A 23464-nucleotide genomic window follows, 5' to 3' on the forward strand; every position below is an offset into this window, starting at 1 on the left:
TATCTGATAAAGCGGCGAGATTGTGGAGGATGGCCCAGATTGCCGCAAGAGCGGCTTGAGACCAGAAAAGTGCCAGCACTGTGGAGAAGTGCAGATTGCCCTTTGCCGAGTCCAATATTTTTGACAGTATTTTCAACCTTGACTCACAAGAGAGCGCTGAGTGTCAGCAGGCGACATCATGTCACAAAATGACCCCGAAATTATGGTTTCCGATTTGCATCGCCGCATTACGGGCGTGAGTACGACGATTCGTACGCTCATGCCTTACATCGCTGCGCGCGAAGCCACGGCGTTGGTCTCCAATCTCGATCAGGAGAAACGTGGTGCGATTGGAATCGTTGACGCTTTGAAAACATGTTACCGATTGCCGAGGAGAAAACCGTTTCGCATTTGGCACGCTCGGCGAAATAATGAAATGTTTTGGGCCTTGGTGTTCAAGCATGTTTTTCGTTGCCGGTTGAAGGTTGTGCTGACCTCCTGTGCCATACGCAAACATTCGTGGGTCCCCCGGCAACTGATTTCCGCAATGGATGCCGTGATCGCCACTAGCGACGAGGCCGCCAGCTATCTGAACGAAGTCACCGCTGTGATTCCACATGGGGTGGACTGTGAGCGATTTCATCCCATCGCCGACCGCGAGCAAGCTTTGCGCGAGCTTGGCATTCCCGGCAAGTACGGCATTGGAATTTACGGACGTGTTCGGCCTGAAAAGGGAACGCATTTCTTTGTCGAAGCCATGCTAGAAGTCCTGCCCGAACATCCCGAGTTCACGGCCTGTATTGTTGGCAGAACGGCTCCCGAACATGCTGCGTTTCGTGCTCGGCTGGTCAAGAAAATCGAAGCAGCCAATCTAACGGGGCGGATTTTGTGGCTGGATGAAGTTCCTTACGACCAAATGCCACGGTTCCATGCGGCGATGGCTTTGTGCGTGGCGCCGCCATTGTATGAAGGATTTGGAGTCGTGCCGTTGGAAGCCATGGCCACCGGCGCGGCGGTCGTGGCGAGTCGCACAGGCTGTTACCCCGATGTGATCGTTCCTGGTGTGACGGGCGAGTTGGTTCCTCTCGGCGATCAAAAAGCGTTGACGGAAGCGTTGCGTGGGATCATGAAGTCACCAGAACGCTTGATCGAAATGGGCAACGCTGGCCGCGAACGGGTGGTACAGAAGTATTCCGCTCAGATCGAAGCCGAACGAATAATCGACGTTTACAAGCAGATGTGGAATAAGGCGGCTTAGGAAAGCCGAGTTATTGATGAAGTCTCGCGTGGAAGCATTTGTGATCTCGTTGCCCCGGGCCAAGGAACGGCATGCGCAGGTTGCTAAGCTACAGCGTGATTGTCCGTTGCCGTGTCATGTGATCGAGGCGGTAGATGGCGGCCAGTTGAGCGATCAAGAGGTCGCCCGCGTTTACAACAAGAACATTCATCGTCCAAAATATCCCTTTGAATTGCAGCGAGGCGAAATCGGGGCTTTCCTAAGCCATCGCAAGGCCTGGGCCGCGATTGTCGAACGAAACCTAGATGCCGGTTTGATTCTGGAAGACGATATCGAATTGGAGTTACCGGGATTTGCGAATTCACTGCAGTTAGCAATCGAGCACCTTAAAACTCAGTCGTACATCCAATTTCGGGTCTTTTGGGGTGAGCAGCATCCTAGCAAGCCTGCTTCGATGTCACCGACAAGTATCGTGCCATTAGGGGCCACATCGCAGTTGGTGGGTCGAGAAGCGGCGAGAAGGCTTTTGAATTGCACCGAGCAGTTTGATCGGCCAATCGACACGTTCGTGCAGATGAAATGGCTCTCGCAGATTGAAACCCACGTTGTAAGCCCCTCCTATGTGGCGGAGATTTCGCGGAATCTTGGAGGCACCACTGTACGTCAGAAGTCGCGAAGTCTCTTGAGTCGCCTGCACCGCAACTTGATGCGACCAGTTTATCGCGCCAAAGTGTGTGCCTATTCGTACTGGTATCAATCCTTGAGAAACAACGAAGAATTCGTCGGCGTGGCCAAAAGCCGTGCCGCTTAGTTCAATACGACACCCTTGAAAGCATGCCGTCACAATATCTCATCTAAAAAGTATTCACTGGGGCAAGGAGCCTCTATGGCAGTAGGATTTCTTCCATACGGATTGCCTGGTTGCAAATTCGAGCGGCTTGCCGACATCAAACTTACGGACCTAAATTGGCCGTTGGGTGAGAGTCGTACGCAAGGCGTTGTGGGAGATTTGACTGCCAAAGATCATGTCATCATGTGTGTGAGCTCACGGGCGTTGCTAGTCAATCGCAGCGGACTGAGTTGCCGGTTGTCGTTGGCGTTGTTCGAGCCGCCCGCAATTCACGGCCGCTACTATCACGTCTTGCCGTATATTTCGCACAAGTTCCATAGAATATTTACCTACAACACATCGCTACTAAGCCGTATTCCGAATGCGCGATTTCAAGCTCATGGCGGCTGTTTTTTGGATTTGCCTGTAGAGCACGATGAAAAATCGTTTCAGATTTCGATGATTGCTTCGAAGAAACGTAAAACCTCCGGTCATCGCTTACGACATCGTTTGGCCGATTGGTCTCAGCAGGCCGGAGTCGACCTGAAGCTTTTGGGTCGAGGCTATTGTCCACTGGAGAGAAAGTCCGACGGTCTCGTGCCATATCGTTATTCGGTTGTGATTGAGAATTGCCAAGAGCAAGGTTATTTCACAGAAAAGCTGATCGATAGCCTGTTATGTTTATGCCTGCCAATTTATTGGGGACCACCTGACGTGGCACATTTCTTTGATCCTCGAGGACTAATCCTCTGTAGTAATGAGACAGAGATGCGTGAAGCCATCGAGCGAGCAGATATCAAAGAGTACGAGAGCCGCCTGCCATTTTTGCTGGACAATTGTAAACGAGCAAAAGAGTATCTCGACCCACGGGTTACGATGGCCGAGTTCCTGGTAGATGAAGATCGTTTGCCATCTCGTTACGCCGCATAAAAGATCCGCTTAATCAGTAGAATGCCATGACCAAGATTCCCAATGATCTGACGTGCCTCGTCCCGACTTATAACCGTCCGACTTTTCTGCGTCGCTTGCTCACCTTTTGGGACCATGTCTCTGCGCCAGCCCCGATCATCGTTGTCGATTCGAGTAAAGGGGACGCACGCCGGGAAAACGAGCGAATCGTCCGGGAGTTTTCGCGGCGTTTACCACTGCGTTATGAGCACATTGATTTGCCGATCATCGTGAAGATGGCAGCAGCTGCCAATTTGGTTAAGACGCAATTTGCATTCTTCTGTGCGGACGACGATTTCATTCTGCCGACGGGTGTGAACACAAGTCTGGAAATACTACGTCAGTCGCCGGATTATGTGTGCGCGCAAGGAATGATCGTCAGCGTACGTTCGGTCACAGATTATCGTTGCCGAATCATGCGAGGTTACGATCTATCTTCAAACTCAGCGGTGAATCGTTTCGAGCAAATTGCTAAGTATTGGTATTCGACGTTTTATGCCGTCAATCGAACTGCGGAATTACAAGAATGTTTTCGCGTCACTTTAGAAGGCCCCAAATACGAACAAGCACGAATCTATCCTGAATTCATGTTATCACAGATGGCCGTGCTTCTGGGTAAAGTCAAATTTTTCCCAGAGATTTATGGTGTTTGGCAAACTCATGCTTTGAACGAGCATCGTAAATTGCCTGCCGTGCAAGAATTGACAGCTGGCATCAAGCACTATGAGCATTTCCAAGAGGTTTTGGCCGCAGAGTTGGCGCGTTATTCCACGCTGAACTACGATCTTTGTTTGGATATTGTTGATAGGAATTTTGCTTCGTTGATCAATGGGCGTGTTTCCAATCAACGACTGACCTCAAAAGTGAAATCCGAGATCATGCGAGTCGTGCGTCGTATCGAAGGAATGTTTAAGAAAGACGAATACTTAGAACGGCGCACCCTGACTCCGAGTAATCCCAAATGGCAGGACCCGGCTTGGCAATGCGCTCATCGACTGATCTGTAAATTTCCTAATGGAATTTCAGAAACTGAGGCTCCCTTCGTGAGATCTCAAATCGATCAAACTGCCGCTGCGTGAGCATCTGGAATAAGTGCTAGCAGAACCTGATCTTGTCGCTGCTATGCCTCTGAAGTAGTATCTGCGGGTCCATTCCGGCGGATCAAGGATTGACCCAGGGGATAATATCGATGCGAGTGGTGCTACTTGCGGGAGGCATGGGCACACGTCTTCAAGAAGAGACGTCATTTCGCCCCAAGCCTATGGTGGAGATCGGCGGCAAACCGATTCTTTGGCACATCATGAAACATTACGCCAGCTATGGATGTGATGATTTCTACGTTGCGCTTGGCTACATGGGTGAGTTCATCAAGAATTATTTCTTGCAAGGATTCAACCTCAACGGAAATCTCACGGTCGACTTCGCTCGGCGAATGGTCACACGTGAAGACGTTGAAAGCGAAGAATGGCGACTCAATTTGATTGATACCGGATTGCATACCCTTACAGGGGGACGGTTGTTTCGTCTCCGGCGTTGGTTGGAAGGTGAGACTTTTATGCTCACCTATGGCGATGGTGTTAGCAACATCGACGTAAGAGCACTGTTGGATTTTCATCGTAGCCACGGCAAGTTGGCTACGGTGTCGGCGGTGCGTCCGCCGGCTCGCTTTGGTGGTTTGGTTCTGGATGGCGACCGAGTCGAAAGATTTACCGAGAAACCAGTTGCTGGCGAAGGCTGGATCAACGGAGGTTATTTTGTATTTGAACCCGGCGTGTTTGACTATCTGCAGGATAATCAATTCAGTCTCGAAATCGACGCGCTGGAGAAAATAGCCGCTGACGATCAACTGGCTGCTTTTCGTCACGAGGATTTTTGGCAATGTATGGACACGCTTCGCGACAAGCACACCCTCGAGAATCTGTGGCAATCTGGAGAAGCTCCATGGAAGACTTGGGATGAAACAAAGCCAGCTCGTCTCGAACTCAAGCCTCAGAACGAGCAAATGAATATCTTGCGGCAATCGGCCTAAATGTAGACGAATAACCGAAGCATCGAAAGCAATTGAGAATGGTCAACATCACGCCCAATCGTGATTTCTGGAGAGATCGTCGCGTGTTTGTCACGGGCGCTACGGGTTTGGTTGGAAGCTGGTTGGTGCGGCGGTTACTCGAAGCTGAGGCCGACGTTGTTTGTTTGGTGCGAGATTGGACACCACAGGCTGAACTCATGCGTAGCAGCATGATCGATCAAGTCACGATAGTTCGCGGTGATATTTGCGATTCGACTGTTTTGGAACGTGCCTTAGGCGAGTTTGAAATCGACACAGTCATGCATTTGGCTGCCCAAACGATCGTTGGGATTGCTAATCGCAATCCACTATCGACATTTGAAGCAAATATTGGTGGTACTTGGAAATTGCTCGAAGCCTGCCGTCGCAGTCCTCGTGTCAAACAGATTGTTGTAGCTTCGTCGGACAAAGCTTATGGCGATTGTCTGACGTTGCCTTATACGGAAAAAACAGCGCTGGCGGGACTTCATCCTTACGACGTAAGCAAATCGTGTAGTGATCTGATTGCACAAACGTATGCGCACACCTACGGCACGCCCGTGTGTATCACGCGGTGCGGAAATTTTTATGGTGGCGGCGATTTGAACTGGAATCGAATCCTACCTGGAACGATCCGGTCGTTATTGCGTGGTCAGCGTCCGGTCATTCGATCGGATGGGACATTCGTGCGCGACTATTTTTATGTCGAAGATGGCGCGGCAGCTTACATGCATCTGGCTGAAAAAATGGTGCAAAATTCCAGCCTCATCGGACATGCATTTAATCTTTCTAATGAAATTCAACTGACAGTATTGGATCTTGTCGAACGCGTATTGCAGCAGATGGATTCCAAACTTACTCCTCAAATTCTCGGCGAAGCTTCGAATGAGATTAAGCATCAGTATTTAGATGCTACGAAAGCGCGTGAGGTGCTCGATTGGCAGCCACTATTCACGTTGGATGAAGGACTATCAAGGACGATTCAATGGTACATGAACTACTTTCACGGCGATCGGAAACCTGTAAGCACGTCTGCTGCCGTTCCTGCGGCCAAGATGGCCTGACGGAAATCCTTACATTGGGCAGTACCCCGCTCGCCAATCGATTGCTCACCGACGAGCAACTCGGCGAACAAGAACCGACCTGGCCTTTAGATTTGGCTTGGTGTCCTAAATGTTCGCTCGTTCAAATCACCGAGACGGTGGCACCCGAGATTCTGTTCCGTGATTATGCGTACTTTTCTTCGTTCTCCGACACGATGGTTTCGCATGCGAAGACGATTGCCGAGCGACTGATAGGCGAACGCAAGTTAAACAGCGACAGCCTCGTTATGGAAATCGCAAGCAACGACGGCTATCTGTTGCAGTGGTATCACCGATCAGGCGTGCCGGTCTTGGGAATCGAACCGGCCCGCAACATCGCAGCGGTGGCAATCAAGGAACGGGGCGTTAACACGATTTCCGAATTCTTTGGTTCAGAGATTGCCGCCAAATTGGCTGCTGAAGGTCAGCGTGCCGACATTATTCACGCCAATAACGTTCTGGCTCATGTGGCCGATCTGAATGGTATTGTCGAAGGTTTTAGCAAGCTGCTCAAACCGGAAGGCATGGCAGTCGTGGAGTGTCCTTACTTGCACGACATGATCGAAAACGTCGAATTCGATACGATTTATCACGAGCATTTGTGCTATTTCTCACTGACTGCGCTAGACAAGCTGTTCAGACGACATGGTCTGACGATTGTCAATGTCGAGAAGTTGGCCATTCATGGCGGTTCGATTCGCATTTTTGCCACACCCAGCAAGGTAGCAGAGATTCTGCCTGCTGTTTCGCAATTGTTGGCTGAAGAGGCTAAGTGGGTTGAGAGCGAAGAATTTTACCTTGGCTTTGGCACACGGGTCGCTAGGCTTCGCCGGGAACTCGTGGGTTTGCTAGAGCAATTGAAATCCGACAACAAGCGTATCGCGGTTTATGGCGCTTCCGCAAAAGGAAGCACGCTGCTCAATTACTTTGGAATTGGCTCCGAGGTGCTGGAATACGTTGTCGATCGTAGCACGGTCAAGCAAGGCCACTACACTCCTGGTACGCATCTGAAGATATGTCATCCTGAGAAACTAGTTGAAGATCAACCCGACTACTGTTTGTTGTTGACTTGGAATTTTGCAGACGAAATTCTCGAACAACAGCACGAATATCGCGCTAACGGTGGGAAATTCATTATTCCGATCCCAGAACTGCGCGTGGCATAGCCTAGGAGAGGCGTGTGCGATTTCTGCCTACGGAACTCGATGGCGTAATGCTCTTACAGCCGGAACGTAATGAAGACGAGCGTGGCTATTTCGCACGCTTATGGTGCGAACGTGAGTTTGCGGAACAAGGTTTGAACACGAACTTGACGCAAATCAATGTCTCGCACAATCGTGTGCGAGGGACACTGCGAGGGATGCATTTTCAAATCGCCCCGCATGCTGAGATCAAAATCGTTCGCTGTAACCGCGGAAGCATTTTCGACGTGGTGGTGGACGTGAGGTCCGATTCACCCACGTATTGCCGTTGGCAAGGATTTCAGCTCAATCAGGCGAATGGCGACATGCTCTACATTCCCGAGGGGTTTGCTCACGGATTTCTCACCCTGAGCGATGACGTGGAAGTCTACTATCAAATGTCGACAGGCTATTCTGCTGAAAGCGCGCGAGGACTGCGATGGGATGATCCTGCGCTGGGCATCTACTGGCCGGGCGAAGTCAAAGTGATTTCGCAGCGAGATCAAGATTGGCCGAGGTTAGCATGAAGCGGCTATTAATAACTGGAGCGACAGGGTTTGTTGGCCGCGCTTGCCTGCCGTGGCTTGATCGGCAGAAATGGGAAATTCATACCGTCTCGCGCAACATAGATGAACACATTCCGCAGGTTCATTCGCATTGCGCCGACATGAAGGAGCCGCGCGAAATTCGGACGCTGTTGCAAAATGTGAAGCCCACGCACTTGTTGCATGCTGCTTGGTGTACCAATCCCAAAGATTTTTGGCACTCGCCGGATAACCACGAGTGGCTGGAAGCGAGTCTTGAACTATTTGAAACTTTTGTTGAATGCGGCGGATTACGAATTGTTGGGCTCGGTTCGTGTGCGGAATACGATTGGAACCAGGGTATCTGCACAGAGCATGAAACGCCTTGCCGCCCCAGCACGCCTTACGGTGAAGCAAAACTAGCCGCGGGGCGTTATCTGGATCAATTAAGTCGCCAAGGGATAAGCACGGCCTGGGCACGACTGTTTTTCGTGTATGGCCCGGGCGCTAGCATCGACCGGATGCCCGGCTCGGTGATCTCGGCCATTGCACGTGGCGAACCGGCACTGTGTTCAACGGGCGAGCAACGACGAGATTTTCTTTACATTCAAGATGTTGCCCGCGCGATTGTCGCGATCATCGAGAGTGGAGCGATGGGACCGATCAATGTTTGCTCGGGAACGGCGACCTCGATCGGTTCAATGGCCGAACAAACAGCAAGACTTATGGATGGTGAGTCGCTCTTAAGACTCGGGGCGTTGCCTGCCCGTCCCCACGATCCTGCTTTAATAGTGGGGGATAACGGTCGCTTGATCCACAAGGTCGGTTGGCGACCACGATTTTCGCTTGCCGAGGGACTGCGAGCGACGATTTCCGCTTGTAGTTCCCATGATGCCAGCACTCAGGGTGTTGATCTTGCGAAAAGTGGAGCCAGTTGAGATTATCCAATCGCGGATTCGGATAGCCGCGTATTTCCGTCGAGACTTTCAGGGATGAATTTATGAAATTGACGATCGATACCGTTGCCGGCACGCTGACGGAAATTGATGGCGAACACCGGACGATGAAACTCTATTCACCTGAAGCGTTTAACATTCTTTCGCGCGAGTGGCTGCGAATTGGTTGGGACCAAAAGTATCCCTACACGTTTTCGTGGCTGGGCCGTCCGATTATTCAGCTCCCTGAAGATATGATTCGAACACAGGAAGTCATTTACCGTCTGAAGCCCGATGTGATTCTAGAGACAGGCGTGGCTCACGGCGGCTCGTTGATTTTTTATGCTAGCCTTTGCAAAGTTTTGGGCAAAGGCCGTGTGGTTGGCGTAGATATCGAAATCCGCCCACACAACCGCAAGGCCATCGAGAACCATGAGCTGGCATCGTACATTTCCCTCATTGAGGGAGATTCAGCGGGATCAGAAACATTGGACCAAGTGCGGTCGCTCATCAAGCCAGGTGAAAAGGTCTTAGTGATCCTCGACTCCTGCCACACCAAGTCTCACGTGCGTGCCGAGCTAGAAGCTTATTATCCACTCGTTTCGCTGGGATCCTACATCGTCGCGACCGACGGGATCATGAAATTCGTTCATGACGTACCTCGTGGTAACCCAACGTGGAAGGACGATCATCCCGAAGCGGCTGCGGTGGAGTTTGCCGAGGAGCATCCCGAGTTTCTGCTGGAGCAACCCGAATGGACCTTTAACGAGAGTCCATTGTGCGACAACGTGACTCACTGGCCAAGTGCGTGGCTGAAACGAGTTGCGTAAGCGGAGAGTCATCTTGAGCGATCAAAGTTCACCATGCCCCGTCTGTAAGAACCAGCAAACGGTCAACACGGTTAAGCGTCATCGCTTGCCAGCGATGCAAAATTATGTGTATCGCAGCGAGAAACTTGCGCATGCCGTGAAGCCGGGGCAATTCGCTTTGACAATTTGTGAGAGCTGCGGTTTCGCATTCAACGGCCAATTCGATCCCGAATTGCTGACGTACGATGAAGGATATGACAACAGTGTTCCTTCGACGGCGATGGCCAACTACTACGGAAGCTTGGCAGACTATTTCAACAAAACTTATCTCCACGACGAAGGATTCATCGTCGACGTCGGTTGCGGCAAAGGGACATTCCTCAAAGCCCTTTGCGATAAATATCCCAATGTCCGTGGCTTAGGAATTGATCCTAGCTACGAAGGGGATCTCATAGAAAACCAAGGCCGCTTGCGATTCATTCGCGATTTTTTTGCGGAAGGACAGCTGCAAGAAAAGCCAAGCTTAGTCATTTGCCGCCATGTGCTGGAACACATTCCTCAGCCGGTCGAGTTTCTTGCAACAATTCTCGAAGCGCTGAGAGCCTTCCCCGATGTACCGGTGTTTGTGGAAGTGCCGGATTTGGGTTGGATTCTCAAAGAACGAGCCTTTTGGGATTATTGCTACGAGCATTGCAATTATTTTACGCCCACGAGCTTAGCCACGGCTGCGACGTTGGCGGGGATGCGGATCCAGCAGGTACGGGCAGCTTTTGGCGACCAATATATGTGGCTCGAAGCACGGACATCTTGCTTAAAAGCTTCGGTCGATACTGGCACGACGGGACAGCGATTAATTTCAGAAGCGATGCAGTACGTGCGTCAAGAAGATTCGCTCATTGAGAATGCTCGCGAACATCTTTTAGAGCTAAAGCGCGAGAATTATCAGATTGTGCTTTGGGGAATGGCTACCAAAGGAACTTTGTTCTCTTACTTGGTGGATCCTAAAGCGACGCTGATTGACTATCGAATCGACATCAATCCCAATAAGCAAGGTTGCTATACGCCGATTGTTGGTCACCGAATTGATGCACCTGCCGTATTGCAAGCTCAGTCACAAAAACCAACAGTTGTGATTGTAATGAACGAGAATTACTGGCGAGAAATTCTCTCTTGCTGCGAAGCGCTAGGTGTCGATCCCATCTTGATTAACGCAGCTTGCCAAACTTTGGGCAAACTGGCTGCGGCAAGCTGAATACCTTGCATTAGGTAACAGGGCAGGCAAGTTGTTTGCCAGTTCTCCAGCGCTTACAATCGATGTGAGTATTTACAACTCCAGAGATATGTAGGCCAATATGCTTCGTACCTTATTTGTTTGCGGCTTTTTTTGGGCAAGTTGGACAACCAATTTTCTTACCCCTGAAATATGCGTTGCAGGTGGCGGACCTGAAAACGTTCTGTTGGTCGTAAATGTCAACAGCGAAGCATCAAAAACCGTGGCAAATTACTACATCGATTTACGTAAGATACCGCCAACTAATGTTTTCTATTTAAATTTTCCCGCAGGCAGGGTTTCCATTCCCAGCAATATCTTCGAAAAACTAATCCTATTGCCCATTTTTAAGGAGATTGAAAAGCGTAAGTTATCAAAACAGATCGACTGCGTCGTCTATTCATGCGACTTTCCTTGGCGCGTCGACTTTAAGAAGCAGTTCGCCTCTGAGAATCTGGGGCGTAGTTTTACGCCCATGTGTTCGTTGACGAGTGCCACATATCTGTATGCCTTCGTGCAACAACACCGCAAAGAAATGTTCGGGCTCAACGCAAACTTTTATGCGGCACCTTTTGATCCGTTGGTGGTAGTATCAAGAGCATTTCGAGCTAACTATCGTTGGTCGTTAGGTGGGAAACGCGCTGGACAGGAAGGTCTTCCTTACATGATGTCGGCCATGTTGGGAGTTAATACCGTCCCAGGCAACACCGTGGACGAGATTGCGTGGTATTTACAACGCGCCGTGCCCGCTGACGGGAGTGCTCCCGGCGGGACGATTTACTTTGCGGCAAACAAGACCATCCGCTCAAAAGTACGCGATCAAGACTTCCCGGCAGCTGTGCGGCTTATCCAGCTTGCGGGCGTACGGGCCCAAATCGTTCAGGAATTCTTTCCACAGAATAGGCCGGACATGGCGGGAGTGACATGTGGTCATAGCAATGTGAATCCCGCGGGTTCGGGAAGCCGTTTTCTTCCCGGGGCATTCTGCGACAATTTGACAAGCTCAGGCGGGCAATTCTTGCCAGATAAACGTCAAACAGTAATTAGCGAGTTTCTACGTATCGGCGCGGCAGGTGCTTGCGGCACGGTGATCGAACCTACGGCCATTCCTCAAAAGTTCCCCAATGCTTCTTTGCACGTGCATTACGTGCACGGTTGTTCGCTCGCAGAATCGTTTTACCAAGCCGTGGCTAGCCCGTTTCAGCAAATACTGGTTGGCGATCCCCTCTGTCAGCCTTGGGCAAAAATACCAAAGGTTACCGTGACGGGGATTACCGAAGGAGAATTTGCCAAAGGAGTCGTTGAAATTGTTCCTACGGCAACAGGCACGCAACAGCCTGTGGCTTCATTTCAGTTGTTCGTCGATGGAAATTTGCAGCAACAAATTTTTCCAGGCGAACGATTCAAGCTGGATACAACGAAAATGGCAGATGGCTATCACGAAGTTCGCGTTGTGGGGACGGACAACACTCCGATAGAAACACAAGGCCGGTGGATAGGATCACTCAACGTCAAGAATGGACGCGATGCGATTCAATTGTCCTTGGCTTCTGGCACGGAATCGCCAATTTTGAATTTCAGACTTTCGGCGACGCAGCCGACGCCAACTTCCATCGTGTGGAACGGTGTTGAGGTCGCCAAATTGCCCAGCGGCGAGGGGCCATTCACGATTGAGAAAAGCAAGCTTGGATCAGGTACCGTCACACTGATGGCAGTAGCCAAAGGCGAAAATGGCCTGCGTTCACAACCTTTGCGAGTGATGATTGGCGAGTGATGTTCGAGGATGCTATCAAGAGTTAATGATTAGCATCGAAACGGAATCTCTCAAAATGTCTCGACTCTGGATGCGTTGATATTTTGCAGCATTTACCCAACCCGTGTCGAATTTGTTGACACTTTTTGGGATACCCGCAAAGATAAATTGTAGCGAACCAAGTCGTTTTGCCAGACTTGCTGACCGCCGATAACTGCTTTTCAAACAATGAGTTGCGTTCTGCAATCGTCGGGGGCCTGAAGCCGAGATTTTGAGAGTTTCTAGCCTCTGGCCCGCCAATTGCTTTGTTTCACGCCACGCCAGCAGGAATGTTGGAGAATGACGATTCTAGGGGCTGACGGCTTGAAGCGGGTTAGAGCAAGTTCAACGTCAAATCGACGGCTTCTTTTAGCTCCTAGGCACACTCAGGCCTTTACGGGTTGGGTGGCGGCTACAGACAATAAGAAATGACGTGAATTCGAGAGAAGGCGTCCTCAATCGTGAGGGCGGATTGTGGGGAACGTTACTTCCTAGCAAGACTTCCCAGTTCCTTAACAAGCATGCTTACAATGAATTGTGAGTAAATCACAAGCGACTCAGCAGGGATTCTGATGCTGATCAGCGGTAACGCTGAGGAGTCTTTTACAACATGTTTTACCTCTTAGCCGTTTGCTGTATCGCCGCGTTTGTGAGCTACACGATCACAAACTTTGTCGGCATCTTCGCCCCTCAGTGGGGATTGGTTGATCGTCCCGACGGGCATCACAAAAGTCACAAACGCGAAGTGGCCTTAGGTGGCGGCTTAGCAGTGTTTTTGGCTGCTGCCATCACCTTTGCTGTCGAATATTTTTCCTCTTCCCGGCTGCAAAAGTTGTTGGGCGAGAATGAATCCTTGTTGGGTGGCTTACTGCTCGCATGTGGTTGGATCGTGTTATTGGGACTGTGGGACGACCGCTTCGGCATGAAGGGGCGCTATAAATTATTTGGACAATTTATAGCAACCTTAATCGTCATCGCCTCTGGACTGCAGATTCACACGATTGTCGTCTTCGACTACAAGATATCACTGGGATACTTTTCGATACCTTTTACCGTGTTCTGGCTCCTCGGGGCAATTAATTCCTTGAATTTGCTCGACGGTATAGATGGGTTGGCCACGACCATCGGTATTATTCTCTGTGCCACGATTTCAATGATTGCGGTCTTTATGTCCCAACCAGCTGTGGCGGTTGTAGCAGCAGTTTTTGTGGGAAGTCTTCTCGGTTTTCTGCCTTTCAACTTTCCGCCCGCTCGGATGTTTTTAGGTGATGCTGGGAGCATGCTCATCGGCTTAGTGGTGGGTACCTTGGCGATTGGCGGTTCGATGAAAGGACCGGCCACGGTCGCCATGGCCGCTCCACTAGCTATTTGGGCACTACCAATCTTCGATTCTGTAGCAGCGATTATTCGCCGCAAACTCTCAGGCCGTAGTATTTACGCCACGGATCGCGGGCATCTGCACCATCGTTTGATGGCGGTCTTCGGCAAGAACACTCGCGTTCTGGCCGTTGTAGCCGTGTGTTGCGCCATTACCTGTGCCGGGGCAATGATCAGCATTTTCATGAGGAACGATGTTATTGCCTTGCTTACGATCCTTTCCGTGCTGCTCATTCTGATTCTGACTCAAATGTTTGGTCACATTGAGTTGGTCATGGTGATCAGTCGTTTGAAGGGATTGCTCATGTCCATCTTCCGAGCCGGTGGTGCGCGGCAGTACGTTTTCCGGTTGCAAGGCTCGAGGGATTGGAACCTCATGTGGCAATCAGTGATCGAGTATGCCGAGAAACTGGATCTCATTGAAGTGAAACTCGACGTGAACCTTGCGGCCTTGCAGGAAGGGTTTCATGCCTCGTGGCGTCGGCCGTGCCGTACGGAGAAGTCACAACGCTGGGGTGCGGAAGTCCCTTTGTTTTCGGGCGAGCACGTCATCGGCCGTTTGACAGTTTGCGGCAACAGGCCCATGGGCATGACTTCTTGCGAAACCATTAATCAGCTGATGGAGCTCCTTGAGCCGCTCGAAAATGAGATTGTAGCTCTGGCAGGAAACAATGCCGTTAAAGAATTGCCACAACCTTCGACGCCAGAAATACCCTCTGCTAAGGTCGCCTCTCAGGTTCCCGTGGCATGAGCTTTAGTTAAGCTTACAGGAATAGTTTCGTGGGAGGGATCCTGCCCCCCGGCTAACTCTTGGAAATGTGAATATCCTTCCTATTTCGAGTCCTCTTTATTGATCTCGTAAGAGAGAAGATATTCTGCCCCACCTCTAGACGTTCCTAATCAAAAAGCGGAAGTAGATCGCATCGCCCATCGTGCGTAGATGGGGGTATCTTGTGAGAATCCTGGTTTCCTCTATTTAACAGTCATTGCTTCCTTTATCACAATTCTTGAGCAGTAGATATCGATGTCTTTTGAACCTACTACTCCAACTGCAACCGCAGGCCCCAGCAAAAAGGTAACTAAACCTAGCAGGGCCGTATCGAGCGTGGCTTGGCTGGTCAGTGAAACATTGGTGGCAAGGGTTGTCGCTTTCGGCAGTCAGTTGCTGTTGGCCTATTTGTTGGTCCGCGAAGACTTTGGTCTATTCGCGATGACCAATATGGTGCGGGCGGTCGCCGAGCTAATCGCTTCACCTGGACTTCGGACCCTTTTGATTCAGCGTCATGCTGAGTATGACAAGCTCGCTGCTCCGGTTTTTTGGCTAAGTGCGCTACTAGGGCTGCTGGGGGCGGCGAGCGTCTGTGTGGTGACGTACTTCTGGTACCAAGGAGAAGAAAACGCTCTCGCAGCTAGAATGATCTATGTTGTAGCACTTTCGATTCCCTTACGTGCAGTTTGTGTCTTACCTGAGTCAGCATTACGCATCAGGATGCAGTTTGCACAAATCGCTATGTTAGGTGCATTAAATGTCGTTTTGACCTGTGTGATTTCGATCACGCTGGCCTACTACGGATTTGGTGCTATGAGCCTGGTAATTCCCTTCCCTATTGTGGCATTGATTCAGCTGGCAATTACCTGGTGGCTTGTGCGTCCGCAAATCGGTAGGAGATTTTCCATCGACGATTGTTGGGGGATACTTCATAGTTCACTTGTGCTATTCGCAAGTCGTGTGCTGACCGTTCTCTCGGCAAACATCGATTATTTCTTCCTGCTCATGTTCCACGATAAGGTCGTTGTGGGTTTGTATTTTCTGGCATTTAATATCTCAACGCAAACTTTGCGTTTGTTCTCCGAAAGCCTCGTGCAAGTCTTGATGCCCTCATTAGTTCACATTCCCGAGCAAGAACGTCGACTGGCAACGACAGTTCGCGCAACTCGAGCCATTTCGCTGGTCGTCATGCCTAGTTGTTTTCTTCTTGGGCTAATTGCCAAGGAATTTGTTGAGATCGGTTACCGGCCAGAGTATATTGATATGGTTCCTATTTTAGTGGTTCTGTGCTTAGGCATGGCTTTCCGTTGCGTTGGGGCGATCTCCAATGCGCTCCTCAATGCCCAGGGGAGATTTGGAACCGTTTTGACCTTTGATGTGTTGACGACCGCGATCTTTTCCGCCAGCGTTGGAGTGGCGGCTTGGCTAGGGAGCGCCGTAAGTGTGGCATTTGTCGTGAGTGCGAATGTCATCATTCGTATGTTATTCCTGCAGCGGGCTGCATTGACCTACAACGGCGTTACCTATTTCCGAGCAGGAGTTATTTCATATCTTTTGCCTGTAGCGGTTGCCTTTGTGGCGTATCTCGCGGGCGTTAGCAGTGTCCAATGGCTTCAGGCAAATGTAGTTGTGAGCCCCTGGAGAGCTGCCGCAATCAAAATCGCGAGTTTTTCGGTGACCTACCTGTTGTTGGCGTTTTGGCTGATGAAGGATGACGTTCTGGCCTTGATATCACGAATCGCAAGTTTGTGGCCTAGAATTTTCATGGGACCCGATAGGAAGCTTGCCGACGGATCAACGCCACAGTAGTTTCTGTTAAATCCGCGAATACCAACAATGAAATATCTTTACGCTAACTTTACCGATTCGGCCATCAACTACGGAAATCTGATCATTGATTTCGCTACGAAGAGGTTATTGAAGAATCAGCTGCAATTGAAGTATGACGAATTCGATTGCCTCAACGGTGGGGGCCTGCCCCAAGGCGAGTATGATTTTGCAATCATCCCCGGTTGTACGTTGTTGACGGCAGGCCAATCTCAAGGTTTGCGTTCGCTATCTGAACTGAATATTCCTATTTATTGCTTAGCAGGAAATATTTGGGCGCCACAAAAGCCATACGGCTTTTTACTTCGGACTCGAGTTCTCCGCTTTCGTCAGCCACCAGAACCTGACTTAGGAATCGTGCGGTTGTGCTGTCAACCTGTTGGCTGTCGCGACCCATACACTTACGATCAGATCACTCGCGCTGGGATTCAAGCCATTTACATGGGCTGTCCGACATTGTTGCTGCCCAACGACGGTACAGGCAACGATGGCTTTGTGCTGTTTAGCTTTGGCCGGCATCACTTACGAACACAGGTTCGCTATGGTCGCCAACTCTCTCACGACGCCAATGTGATTGGAATTTGTCATCAAAAAAATGACTATGACCGAATTCGGGCCGCGGGGTGGCGATTACCTTTGGTAGATTATCACGGCGACCTTGATATGTACCTGAGCTATTTCAAGCGTGCTTCTGTGGTCATCACAGGACGTTTGCATGGGGCTTTGCCTGCCCTCGCATATGGGAAACGCGTATTTTACTTCGGTACCAACGACAGTAGGACCACGATTCTGGATGACCTAGGAGTGCCAATTCATCCTTATCGAGCAATCCCACATGGAGTAGCACTAGCTTCGAGTGCAATTAATGGGGGTGTCGTTGACTACTACAAGAAGAGTTGGCAGGGCATGTTAGATTTGATCTTGGAGCAATGCAGATCGTCACCGTCCTTTCAGAATGGTAGAGCGATAGAACATGCTTGACTTTGCCACCTAGGTTAGATTTTTCACTAACTTCTTGGCAATTGATTGTCACAACTTATAAAATTTTTGATTTCATCCATATCGAATGTTTTTGCCTCCACAAACTGCCACGATATTAATTACCACCAAAGACCGTGCGGAACTCTTTTCGCGGGCTCTGGAGTCTGCACTGATTCAAACAGTCAAGTGCGAAATTGTTATCGTCGACGATGCATCTAGTGACAACACCTCGCAAGTTGCTCGGCAACTGTGTCCTCACGCGATAATTCTGAAAAACCACTCGCCTGTGGGAATAATTGCTGCGAGAAACCAAGGTTTTGAAGTTGCAACTGGTGATGTTGTCTTCACTCTCGACGATGATGCCACTTTCTCGGGCCCAGGTTTGGTCGCCAGCGTGCTGGCAGAGTTCGATAAACCTTATGTCGGTGCGGTGACGATTCCTTTGATCGACCACTTACCCGATGGAACGGTTCGACAACGTCTGCCTGTAGAACCTCAGTCCGATGACTTCTTATGTGTGCCAATATTTAGCGGAGGAGCCAATGCCATCCTCAAGCAGCTATTTTTCGATTGCGGCTCCTATTGCGGCACATTCCGCCAGGGCGAAGAACGGGGGCTTTCGCTCAAAATGTTAGAGTTGGGCAAGATCGTACGCGTCGCCAGCCAATATCATATCGACCATTATCCGCAGGCCAGAGCAGGGGATCGATCACGTATCATCTTTTGGTCTGCACGGAACTTTTATCAATTTGGATGGCGGTATGTACCTTTTCCTACGCTCATATCTTTTCTTGCGGTAACGTCGTTAAGACAAGTCAAAAATGGTATTGCAAAGGGTTGTCCTTTACAGCCAGTGGCTGCGGCGGGATGTGCTGTCGCTGATGCGTGGAAAGCGCGCGCCAGTCGTAGTCCGGTTTCGAACAATAGCTTCCGCGCATTTCACGAGCTTTCTAGGTTTTCAATGCTTCGCCTTTCGGAACTGACAGCAATTCTCGACTCTCACAACGTTCTCCTCGCAAGCTCCTGAGCATATCACTATGGCAATCGAGAAGATTCGCCTGATTATTCAGCAACCATCGCTAGCGAAATATCGAGTACCTGTATTTCGTGAATTGGCGAAATACCCAGACATCGATCTCAAATTGCTTTATGGTGCGCGTCCCGATCTCCCCAACGTGGAACCTGACGGATTTGATGCCGAGCCAGTTTTCTTGTGGCAAAAGTCGCTTCGTGGTCAATATGTCTTCTGGCACTCAGCGCAGTGGAATTCTGCCTCGCTCAAAAACGCGGACGTGTTGATGTTGACTTGGAATCCTCGCTATTTGAGCCTTGTCCCAACCTTGCTGAAGGCTAAAGCGATGGGGGTGCCTACGATCTTGTGGGGCCACGGGTATTCAAAAACCGAAAACTCGATGCGAAGTAAAGTGCGCAATTCAGTCGCAAGGTTGGCTACGGCACTTATGTTTTACAATCAAGCAGCGGCCAACTCCTATCTCAACGCTGGCTTTGATTCGCGATCAATTTTTGTTGCCCGCAACAGTTTGGACCAGGAGCCTATCCGGCAGGCGAAGATTTTTTGGGATAGTAATCCCGACAAACTCGATGCCTTCCGCCGTGAACAGAATTTGGGATCAGGTCCCAATATTTTGTTTGTTTCGAGACTTGAACAGGCAAATCGATTAGATTTATTGGTTGAAGCCGTCGTGTTCCTAGTCGATGAATTTCCAAAGTTGCAAGTGAATATTGTTGGCAAAGGAGCTGAAGAGCAAGCACGGCTTCTGGCACTGGCACATGATCGTGGTGTTTCTAACCGGCTTCACTTTGTTGGGCCAATATACGACGAGACCGCACTGGCACCTTGGTTTCTGGCCTCGAATGTCTTTTGTTATCCGGCGAATATAGGTTTAAGTATTTTGCATGCATTTGGTTATGGGCTACCGGTTGTGACAAGCAACGACATAGGTAGTCAAAACCCCGAAATCGAAGCACTCAATCCTGGGGAAAATGGCTTGCTGTACGATCATCTCAATGCGAAATCGCTGGCGGATTCGCTCCGCACCATTTTCTTGAACCATGAGTTGGCTCAGCGAATGTCTTTAGAAGCTGTGCGAACCGTCAACGAGGAATTTAGCCTGGAGAATATGGTGGCAGGAATGGCCGCAGCCGTACGTCACTGCGATGGGAGATCATAAACTGCGCTGGCGATTGCGAGTGAAAGTATAATATTAATGTTCCGTGATTTTTCCGGTCTAACATCCTTGAATTGCAATTAACATGCTGCCAGATTTTTTTGTGGTCGGAGCTCAGAAAGCTGGCTCGACATATTTACTCGAATGCCTGAACGACCATCCGCAGATCTTCATGCCGGAGCAAGAAGTCGCTTTTTTTGAAGACTCGCTTTATGCAGAGGACCGGATCGAGGATTTTGAGAAGTACTTTGAAGCCGCTAAGCCCGGCCAAGTTCTTGGCGTGAAGCGGCCGAATCTTTTAGGGCATCCCGAGTGCCCAGAGCGTTTGCAGCGGCATATGCCCGACCTCAAAATCGTAGCGATCTTGCGACATCCGATCGAGCGAGCCGTCTCTGGTTATTTTCACTATATGAAGACGGGACTACTGCCGATTGCACCTGTCGAGATTGGCATGCGAAGGATTTTGCGAGGTGAATATAAGGAGTTTCCACGTGCACAGGATGTTTTGGAATTTGGGCTTTATGGCAAACAGTTAAGGCACTACGAAGAGTACTTTCCAAGAAAGAATATCTTGGTGATGTTGCTCGAAGATATGAAACTAGATGCGCAAGGCCAACTTGCTCAATTATATGCATTTCTTGGAGTGGCAACTGATTTCCATCCTGCTTCTTTCAATTCACGTCCCATGAAAGCGCCCTATTCTATTGCTAGACTGCGTTTATGGGATGTGATCGACCGACATACCCGTACTTGGTCACCCGATGGCAAATATTTTGTTCGGCAAGGTGGATTGTTTAAAACTCCACTTGTGGCTGCCAATAACCTGCTTGATCGTCTCATTTGGAGCAGGCTGTTCTCTGCCGAGCGTCCGCGATTGTCAGCCCAGTTGAAAGAGCAACTGATTGCCTATTACGCTCAAGACTCGAAATGTCTAGAGCAGTGGCAAGGGCAAAAGCTGACCGGTTGGAACGATTTGACGGAATATGACCTTGAAAAGGTTCCTTCCAAGGAAATGCTTTAGTCCCGTTTGAGGTATAATCTACAAATACGTACTTGGGGCCTGTAGACGCCTTCGAAATTACTTACGTTTGACTTAGTATCTAATTCATATGATTAATTCGACAGTTGTTGCTCTGTTTAGCATCGCAACGGCACTTGTCTTTCTGATGCTCAAGCAAGGTCTATCGCGCAAGGTAGACTTGTTTAGCGCGCGCAACATGTATCTTGTCGGTTTTATAATTTACCAGCTCACCAGTCCTGCACTTGCGCTTCAATCAGAGAATTTTACATATTTTCGCGTTTACTTCCCCAGCGATACCGGCAAGCAGTTTCTGATGATGGCGGCAACATTTGTCGCGATCTTTCTTTTTAGCTATCAAAGAATAGGCTTAACTCCCTGGGCGGCAAGCAAACTCAAGTTCCCCCCACGTGAGACAAACGATTTTCTACTCTTGGGCCTAGCCGTATTTTTGATCGTCTTAGGCATGCTCTTAAGGTTTATGCCAATTCCCAATCTCGCTGCACCGAGCGCACAAGTGTCAATCGCGTTTGCTGCGATTTCTTCGGCGATCAGTGGTTGGGTCTGGAGCAATCGAAGATCAAACATCCCTGTGGTGGTTTTGGCTGCTTTGATTGTTGCGGCTAGCTTAGTTATTGCTTTGACTGGGGTCTTTGGTCGCCGGCCTTTATTGGCCGTTGTGATGGGATTTGCTTGGGGAGTCTATCATCGACGAGCTCGTTTGATGAGTCCTGGTAAAATGATTCTTTATATCTCCCCTTTCTTGGCCGCTGCTGCAATTGCCGTGGCTGCCTTCACAGCAGCACGAAGTCACGACTTTGGCGGACAATCTGAGGCCAAAGGAGCCATCACTAAAATGATGGGTGCGAACATTAAAGAGGGCATGAAGAGTTTATTGGGGGGTCAGGCAACAGGATCGGCTTCCTTGTGGGCCGTTGAGCAATGGCCTGATCGTTTTGAGCAACGGTACTTCTACAGTCTTAGGTATATGGCGATGTGGTATATCCCTCGCTTCATGTGGCCGGACAAGCCCGAACCCCTTGGAAACGACATTGCCAAGCTCGCGGATGTCGATGGTGTGAATCAAGATGCAATTACTCTTCCACCGGGGGTGCTTGGTTATGCCAGGGCCGAAGGGGGATATTGGGCGGTCATTGTCTACGCCTTATTCTTTGGTCAGTTCTTGCGGTTTATCGATGAAATGGTACGGTTGAATCCCACAAATTCATTCATCATCTTGCCTGCGGCCGTGGCTACGGGACAAGCGTTCGGTTTGGCTCGCGGTTGCATTGCGGTCTTTACAGATCTAATTGTGCTCGGCTTCATTTCTACATATATAATTCTGTTCATAGCGGACCGTTTGTTCGGCAAAAAAATAGCTCAAGTGCAAATGAACCCTTGGCCGCAAATGCAATAAGACGATTTCCGAGAGGGTTGCGCCGCAGTTCTATGTCATTCTTAGATAATATTCGCGGATAATTCTATGCGCGATTCGATATCAATTGTTCATTTTTTCCCTAGAATTCGCAGGGAAGAGGGTGGAGTCGTACAGACGGTACTCGATTTATGCGGAACGTTGGCTGAAAGTGGGCATCGTGTGACCCTGTCCACGTGCGATGCCACGGATGTGCCGGAGACTTGGCAGCAAGCTCAAGTCGACTATCCACAAGTCCGAGAGTTGTCGACGTCTTCCTTGTTTGGAGCAGTTTTGAACCGACCTGCCCTAGACAAATTTCGTAGCATGCTCAAAGAGACCGATGTGGTGCATCTGCATACCCCTTGGGAATTAAGTAATCTCCAGTTGTCGCACCTCTTATATCGCGAAAAAATTCCATACATCGTTACGGTGCATGGAATGCTCGATGAATACAGCATGAGACAGAAAGCATTCAAGAAACGAGCATTTTTGGCACTGGGAGGTCGCAAGCTATTCACTCGCGCTACGACAGTTCATTTCACAGCTGAAGCGGAACGCGATCAGGCTCAACCGTGGATCCCAGGAAAATATCTGTCCTACATCCAAGCGTGTGCTATGGATCTTGCTCCTTACGAAAACCTACCGGGGCCCAGACCAGCTTTAGCGACCTTTCCTCAGATTGATTCGAGAAGACAGAAAATCTTATTTCTGAGTCGCGTGCATCCTAAGAAAGGCGTCGATTTGTTGTTGCAAGCGGCACAGCTGCTGAAAGCACGCGGTCTGACATTTGATTTACTAATTGCTGGGCCGGGAGAAGAGAAGTATGTGGTCGAACTACGGCAACTCGCTGGAAAATTAGGCGTTAGCGATTCAACCCATTTCCTCGGTATGGTTCGGGGTGACGTTAAGATATCTTTATATGAAGTTGCCGACGTATTTGTATTGCCGACACATCAAGAAAACTTTGGGCTCGTTTTGCCCGAGGCACTCGCATGCGCAACTCCGGTGGTAACCACTCGTGGCACGGACATATGGCGGGAGTTACAACAAGCAGGAGCATCGATTGTCGACAATCGCCCAGATAAACTTGCCGACGCAATTGCTGAACTTTTGACGGATGAGGCTAGAAGAATAAGATTGGGCGAGCGTGGTCGTAATTACGTGATGAAGTGGCTCGCTGAAGATCAGGTGGTAGCCGGTTACGAACGAATGTATCAGCAAACACTTCAACATGCTGGTAGGAACTGAAATTG

Annotated in this window: 20 protein-coding genes; all 20 read left to right on the forward strand. The window is 49.8% G+C overall.

What is annotated here, in order from left to right:
- The first annotated feature begins 178 nt into the window (after window positions 1–178).
- The 20 genes from AC6T8Q_RS07780 (at window position 179) to AC6T8Q_RS07875 (ending at window position 23459) form a co-directional block, all read left to right on the forward strand.
- Window positions 179–1237 carry a glycosyltransferase family 4 protein gene (locus AC6T8Q_RS07780; protein WP_500678528.1) on the forward strand — a complete coding sequence of 353 codons (1059 nt, stop codon included), beginning with the start codon at window positions 179–181 and terminating at the stop codon, window positions 1235–1237.
- Between the two features lie 16 nt (window positions 1238–1253).
- The gene (locus AC6T8Q_RS07785) at window positions 1254–2027 is read left to right on the forward strand and encodes a glycosyltransferase family 25 protein (protein ID WP_500678529.1); all 774 of its coding nucleotides are present in this window, start codon (window positions 1254–1256) and stop codon (window positions 2025–2027) included.
- 75 nt (window positions 2028–2102) lie between these two features.
- On the forward strand, window positions 2103–2975 hold the full coding sequence (locus AC6T8Q_RS07790) for a hypothetical protein (protein ID WP_500678530.1): 873 nt from the start codon (window positions 2103–2105) through the stop codon (window positions 2973–2975).
- Window positions 2976–3001: 26 nt separating this feature from the next.
- Window positions 3002–4072 (forward strand): TIGR00180 family glycosyltransferase, encoded by a 1071-nt coding sequence (locus AC6T8Q_RS07795; RefSeq protein ID WP_500678531.1) that lies wholly within the window; start codon window positions 3002–3004, stop codon window positions 4070–4072.
- Between the two features lie 110 nt (window positions 4073–4182).
- Window positions 4183–5022, forward strand: coding sequence for a glucose-1-phosphate cytidylyltransferase (gene rfbF, locus AC6T8Q_RS07800; RefSeq protein WP_500678532.1), 840 nt, complete (start codon window positions 4183–4185; stop codon window positions 5020–5022).
- Between the two features lie 38 nt (window positions 5023–5060).
- Window positions 5061–6104, forward strand: coding sequence for a GDP-mannose 4,6-dehydratase (locus tag AC6T8Q_RS07805; protein ID WP_500678533.1), 1044 nt, complete (start codon window positions 5061–5063; stop codon window positions 6102–6104).
- On the forward strand, window positions 6026–7288 hold the full coding sequence (locus AC6T8Q_RS07810) for a class I SAM-dependent methyltransferase (protein ID WP_500678534.1): 1263 nt from the start codon (window positions 6026–6028) through the stop codon (window positions 7286–7288). The genes AC6T8Q_RS07805 and AC6T8Q_RS07810 overlap by 79 nt, the downstream gene beginning before the upstream one ends.
- A 14-nt stretch (window positions 7289–7302) precedes the next feature.
- Window positions 7303–7830: a dTDP-4-dehydrorhamnose 3,5-epimerase gene (gene rfbC / locus AC6T8Q_RS07815; RefSeq protein ID WP_500678535.1), complete on the forward strand. Its 528-nt coding sequence runs from the start codon at window positions 7303–7305 to the stop codon at window positions 7828–7830.
- The gene (locus tag AC6T8Q_RS07820) at window positions 7827–8765 is read left to right on the forward strand and encodes an NAD-dependent epimerase/dehydratase family protein (RefSeq protein WP_500678536.1); all 939 of its coding nucleotides are present in this window, start codon (window positions 7827–7829) and stop codon (window positions 8763–8765) included. The genes rfbC and AC6T8Q_RS07820 overlap by 4 nt, the downstream gene beginning before the upstream one ends.
- Before the next feature lie 62 nt (window positions 8766–8827).
- Window positions 8828–9592 carry a cephalosporin hydroxylase family protein gene (locus tag AC6T8Q_RS07825; protein WP_496919864.1) on the forward strand — a complete coding sequence of 255 codons (765 nt, stop codon included), beginning with the start codon at window positions 8828–8830 and terminating at the stop codon, window positions 9590–9592.
- Window positions 9593–9605: 13 nt separating this feature from the next.
- A complete protein-coding gene (locus AC6T8Q_RS07830; RefSeq protein ID WP_500678537.1) occupies window positions 9606–10823 on the forward strand; it encodes a class I SAM-dependent methyltransferase in 1218 nt (405 codons plus the stop codon).
- A gap of 355 nt (window positions 10824–11178) precedes the next feature.
- Window positions 11179–12615, forward strand: a complete 1437-nt coding sequence (locus AC6T8Q_RS07835; protein ID WP_500678538.1) for a hypothetical protein — start codon at window positions 11179–11181, stop codon at window positions 12613–12615.
- 628 nt (window positions 12616–13243) lie between these two features.
- Window positions 13244–14761, forward strand: coding sequence for an MraY family glycosyltransferase (locus AC6T8Q_RS07840; protein WP_500678539.1), 1518 nt, complete (start codon window positions 13244–13246; stop codon window positions 14759–14761).
- Window positions 14762–15034: 273 nt separating this feature from the next.
- Window positions 15035–16588 (forward strand): oligosaccharide flippase family protein, encoded by a 1554-nt coding sequence (locus tag AC6T8Q_RS07845; protein ID WP_500678540.1) that lies wholly within the window; start codon window positions 15035–15037, stop codon window positions 16586–16588.
- Window positions 16589–16615: 27 nt separating this feature from the next.
- Window positions 16616–17587: a polysaccharide pyruvyl transferase family protein gene (locus tag AC6T8Q_RS07850; RefSeq protein ID WP_500678541.1), complete on the forward strand. Its 972-nt coding sequence runs from the start codon at window positions 16616–16618 to the stop codon at window positions 17585–17587.
- 85 nt (window positions 17588–17672) lie between these two features.
- Window positions 17673–18614, forward strand: a complete 942-nt coding sequence (locus tag AC6T8Q_RS07855) for a glycosyltransferase family 2 protein (RefSeq protein WP_500678542.1) — start codon at window positions 17673–17675, stop codon at window positions 18612–18614.
- A 10-nt stretch (window positions 18615–18624) separates the two neighbouring features.
- Complete coding sequence (locus tag AC6T8Q_RS07860; RefSeq protein WP_500678543.1) at window positions 18625–19779, forward strand: glycosyltransferase family 4 protein; 1155 nt, start codon at window positions 18625–18627, stop codon at window positions 19777–19779.
- A gap of 82 nt (window positions 19780–19861) precedes the next feature.
- A complete protein-coding gene (locus tag AC6T8Q_RS07865; RefSeq protein ID WP_500678544.1) occupies window positions 19862–20797 on the forward strand; it encodes a sulfotransferase domain-containing protein in 936 nt (311 codons plus the stop codon).
- Between the two features lie 88 nt (window positions 20798–20885).
- Window positions 20886–22211 (forward strand): hypothetical protein, encoded by a 1326-nt coding sequence (locus AC6T8Q_RS07870; RefSeq protein ID WP_500678545.1) that lies wholly within the window; start codon window positions 20886–20888, stop codon window positions 22209–22211.
- Between the two features lie 66 nt (window positions 22212–22277).
- On the forward strand, window positions 22278–23459 hold the full coding sequence (locus AC6T8Q_RS07875) for a glycosyltransferase (protein WP_500678546.1): 1182 nt from the start codon (window positions 22278–22280) through the stop codon (window positions 23457–23459).
- The last annotated feature ends 5 nt before the right edge of the window (window positions 23460–23464 follow it).

The organism is Bythopirellula sp., assembly GCF_041737835.1.
Taxonomy (GTDB): Bacteria; Planctomycetota; Planctomycetia; order Pirellulales; family Lacipirellulaceae; genus Bythopirellula.

Excerpts from the sequence above, each read along its gene's own strand:
- AC6T8Q_RS07870 (WP_500678545.1), top strand. The coding sequence starts at position 20,886 with ATGATTAATTCGACAGTTGTTGCTCTGTTTAGCATCGCAACGGCACTT.
- AC6T8Q_RS07860 (WP_500678543.1), top strand. The coding sequence starts at position 18,625 with ATGGCAATCGAGAAGATTCGCCTGATTATTCAGCAACCATCGCTAGCG.
- AC6T8Q_RS07790 (WP_500678530.1), top strand. The coding sequence starts at position 2,103 with ATGGCAGTAGGATTTCTTCCATACGGATTGCCTGGTTGCAAATTCGAG.
- AC6T8Q_RS07875 (WP_500678546.1), top strand. The coding sequence starts at position 22,278 with ATGCGCGATTCGATATCAATTGTTCATTTTTTCCCTAGAATTCGCAGG.
- AC6T8Q_RS07865 (WP_500678544.1), top strand. The coding sequence starts at position 19,862 with ATGCTGCCAGATTTTTTTGTGGTCGGAGCTCAGAAAGCTGGCTCGACA.
- AC6T8Q_RS07820 (WP_500678536.1), top strand. The coding sequence starts at position 7,827 with ATGAAGCGGCTATTAATAACTGGAGCGACAGGGTTTGTTGGCCGCGCT.
- AC6T8Q_RS07845 (WP_500678540.1), top strand. The coding sequence starts at position 15,035 with ATGTCTTTTGAACCTACTACTCCAACTGCAACCGCAGGCCCCAGCAAA.
- AC6T8Q_RS07795 (WP_500678531.1), top strand. The coding sequence starts at position 3,002 with ATGACCAAGATTCCCAATGATCTGACGTGCCTCGTCCCGACTTATAAC.
- AC6T8Q_RS07825 (WP_496919864.1), top strand. The coding sequence starts at position 8,828 with ATGAAATTGACGATCGATACCGTTGCCGGCACGCTGACGGAAATTGAT.
- AC6T8Q_RS07850 (WP_500678541.1), top strand. The coding sequence starts at position 16,616 with ATGAAATATCTTTACGCTAACTTTACCGATTCGGCCATCAACTACGGA.
- rfbF (WP_500678532.1), top strand. The coding sequence starts at position 4,183 with ATGCGAGTGGTGCTACTTGCGGGAGGCATGGGCACACGTCTTCAAGAA.
- AC6T8Q_RS07840 (WP_500678539.1), top strand. The coding sequence starts at position 13,244 with ATGTTTTACCTCTTAGCCGTTTGCTGTATCGCCGCGTTTGTGAGCTAC.
- AC6T8Q_RS07780 (WP_500678528.1), top strand. The coding sequence starts at position 179 with ATGTCACAAAATGACCCCGAAATTATGGTTTCCGATTTGCATCGCCGC.
- AC6T8Q_RS07805 (WP_500678533.1), top strand. The coding sequence starts at position 5,061 with ATGGTCAACATCACGCCCAATCGTGATTTCTGGAGAGATCGTCGCGTG.
- AC6T8Q_RS07785 (WP_500678529.1), top strand. The coding sequence starts at position 1,254 with ATGAAGTCTCGCGTGGAAGCATTTGTGATCTCGTTGCCCCGGGCCAAG.
- AC6T8Q_RS07810 (WP_500678534.1), top strand. The coding sequence starts at position 6,026 with ATGGTACATGAACTACTTTCACGGCGATCGGAAACCTGTAAGCACGTC.
- AC6T8Q_RS07855 (WP_500678542.1), top strand. The coding sequence starts at position 17,673 with ATGTTTTTGCCTCCACAAACTGCCACGATATTAATTACCACCAAAGAC.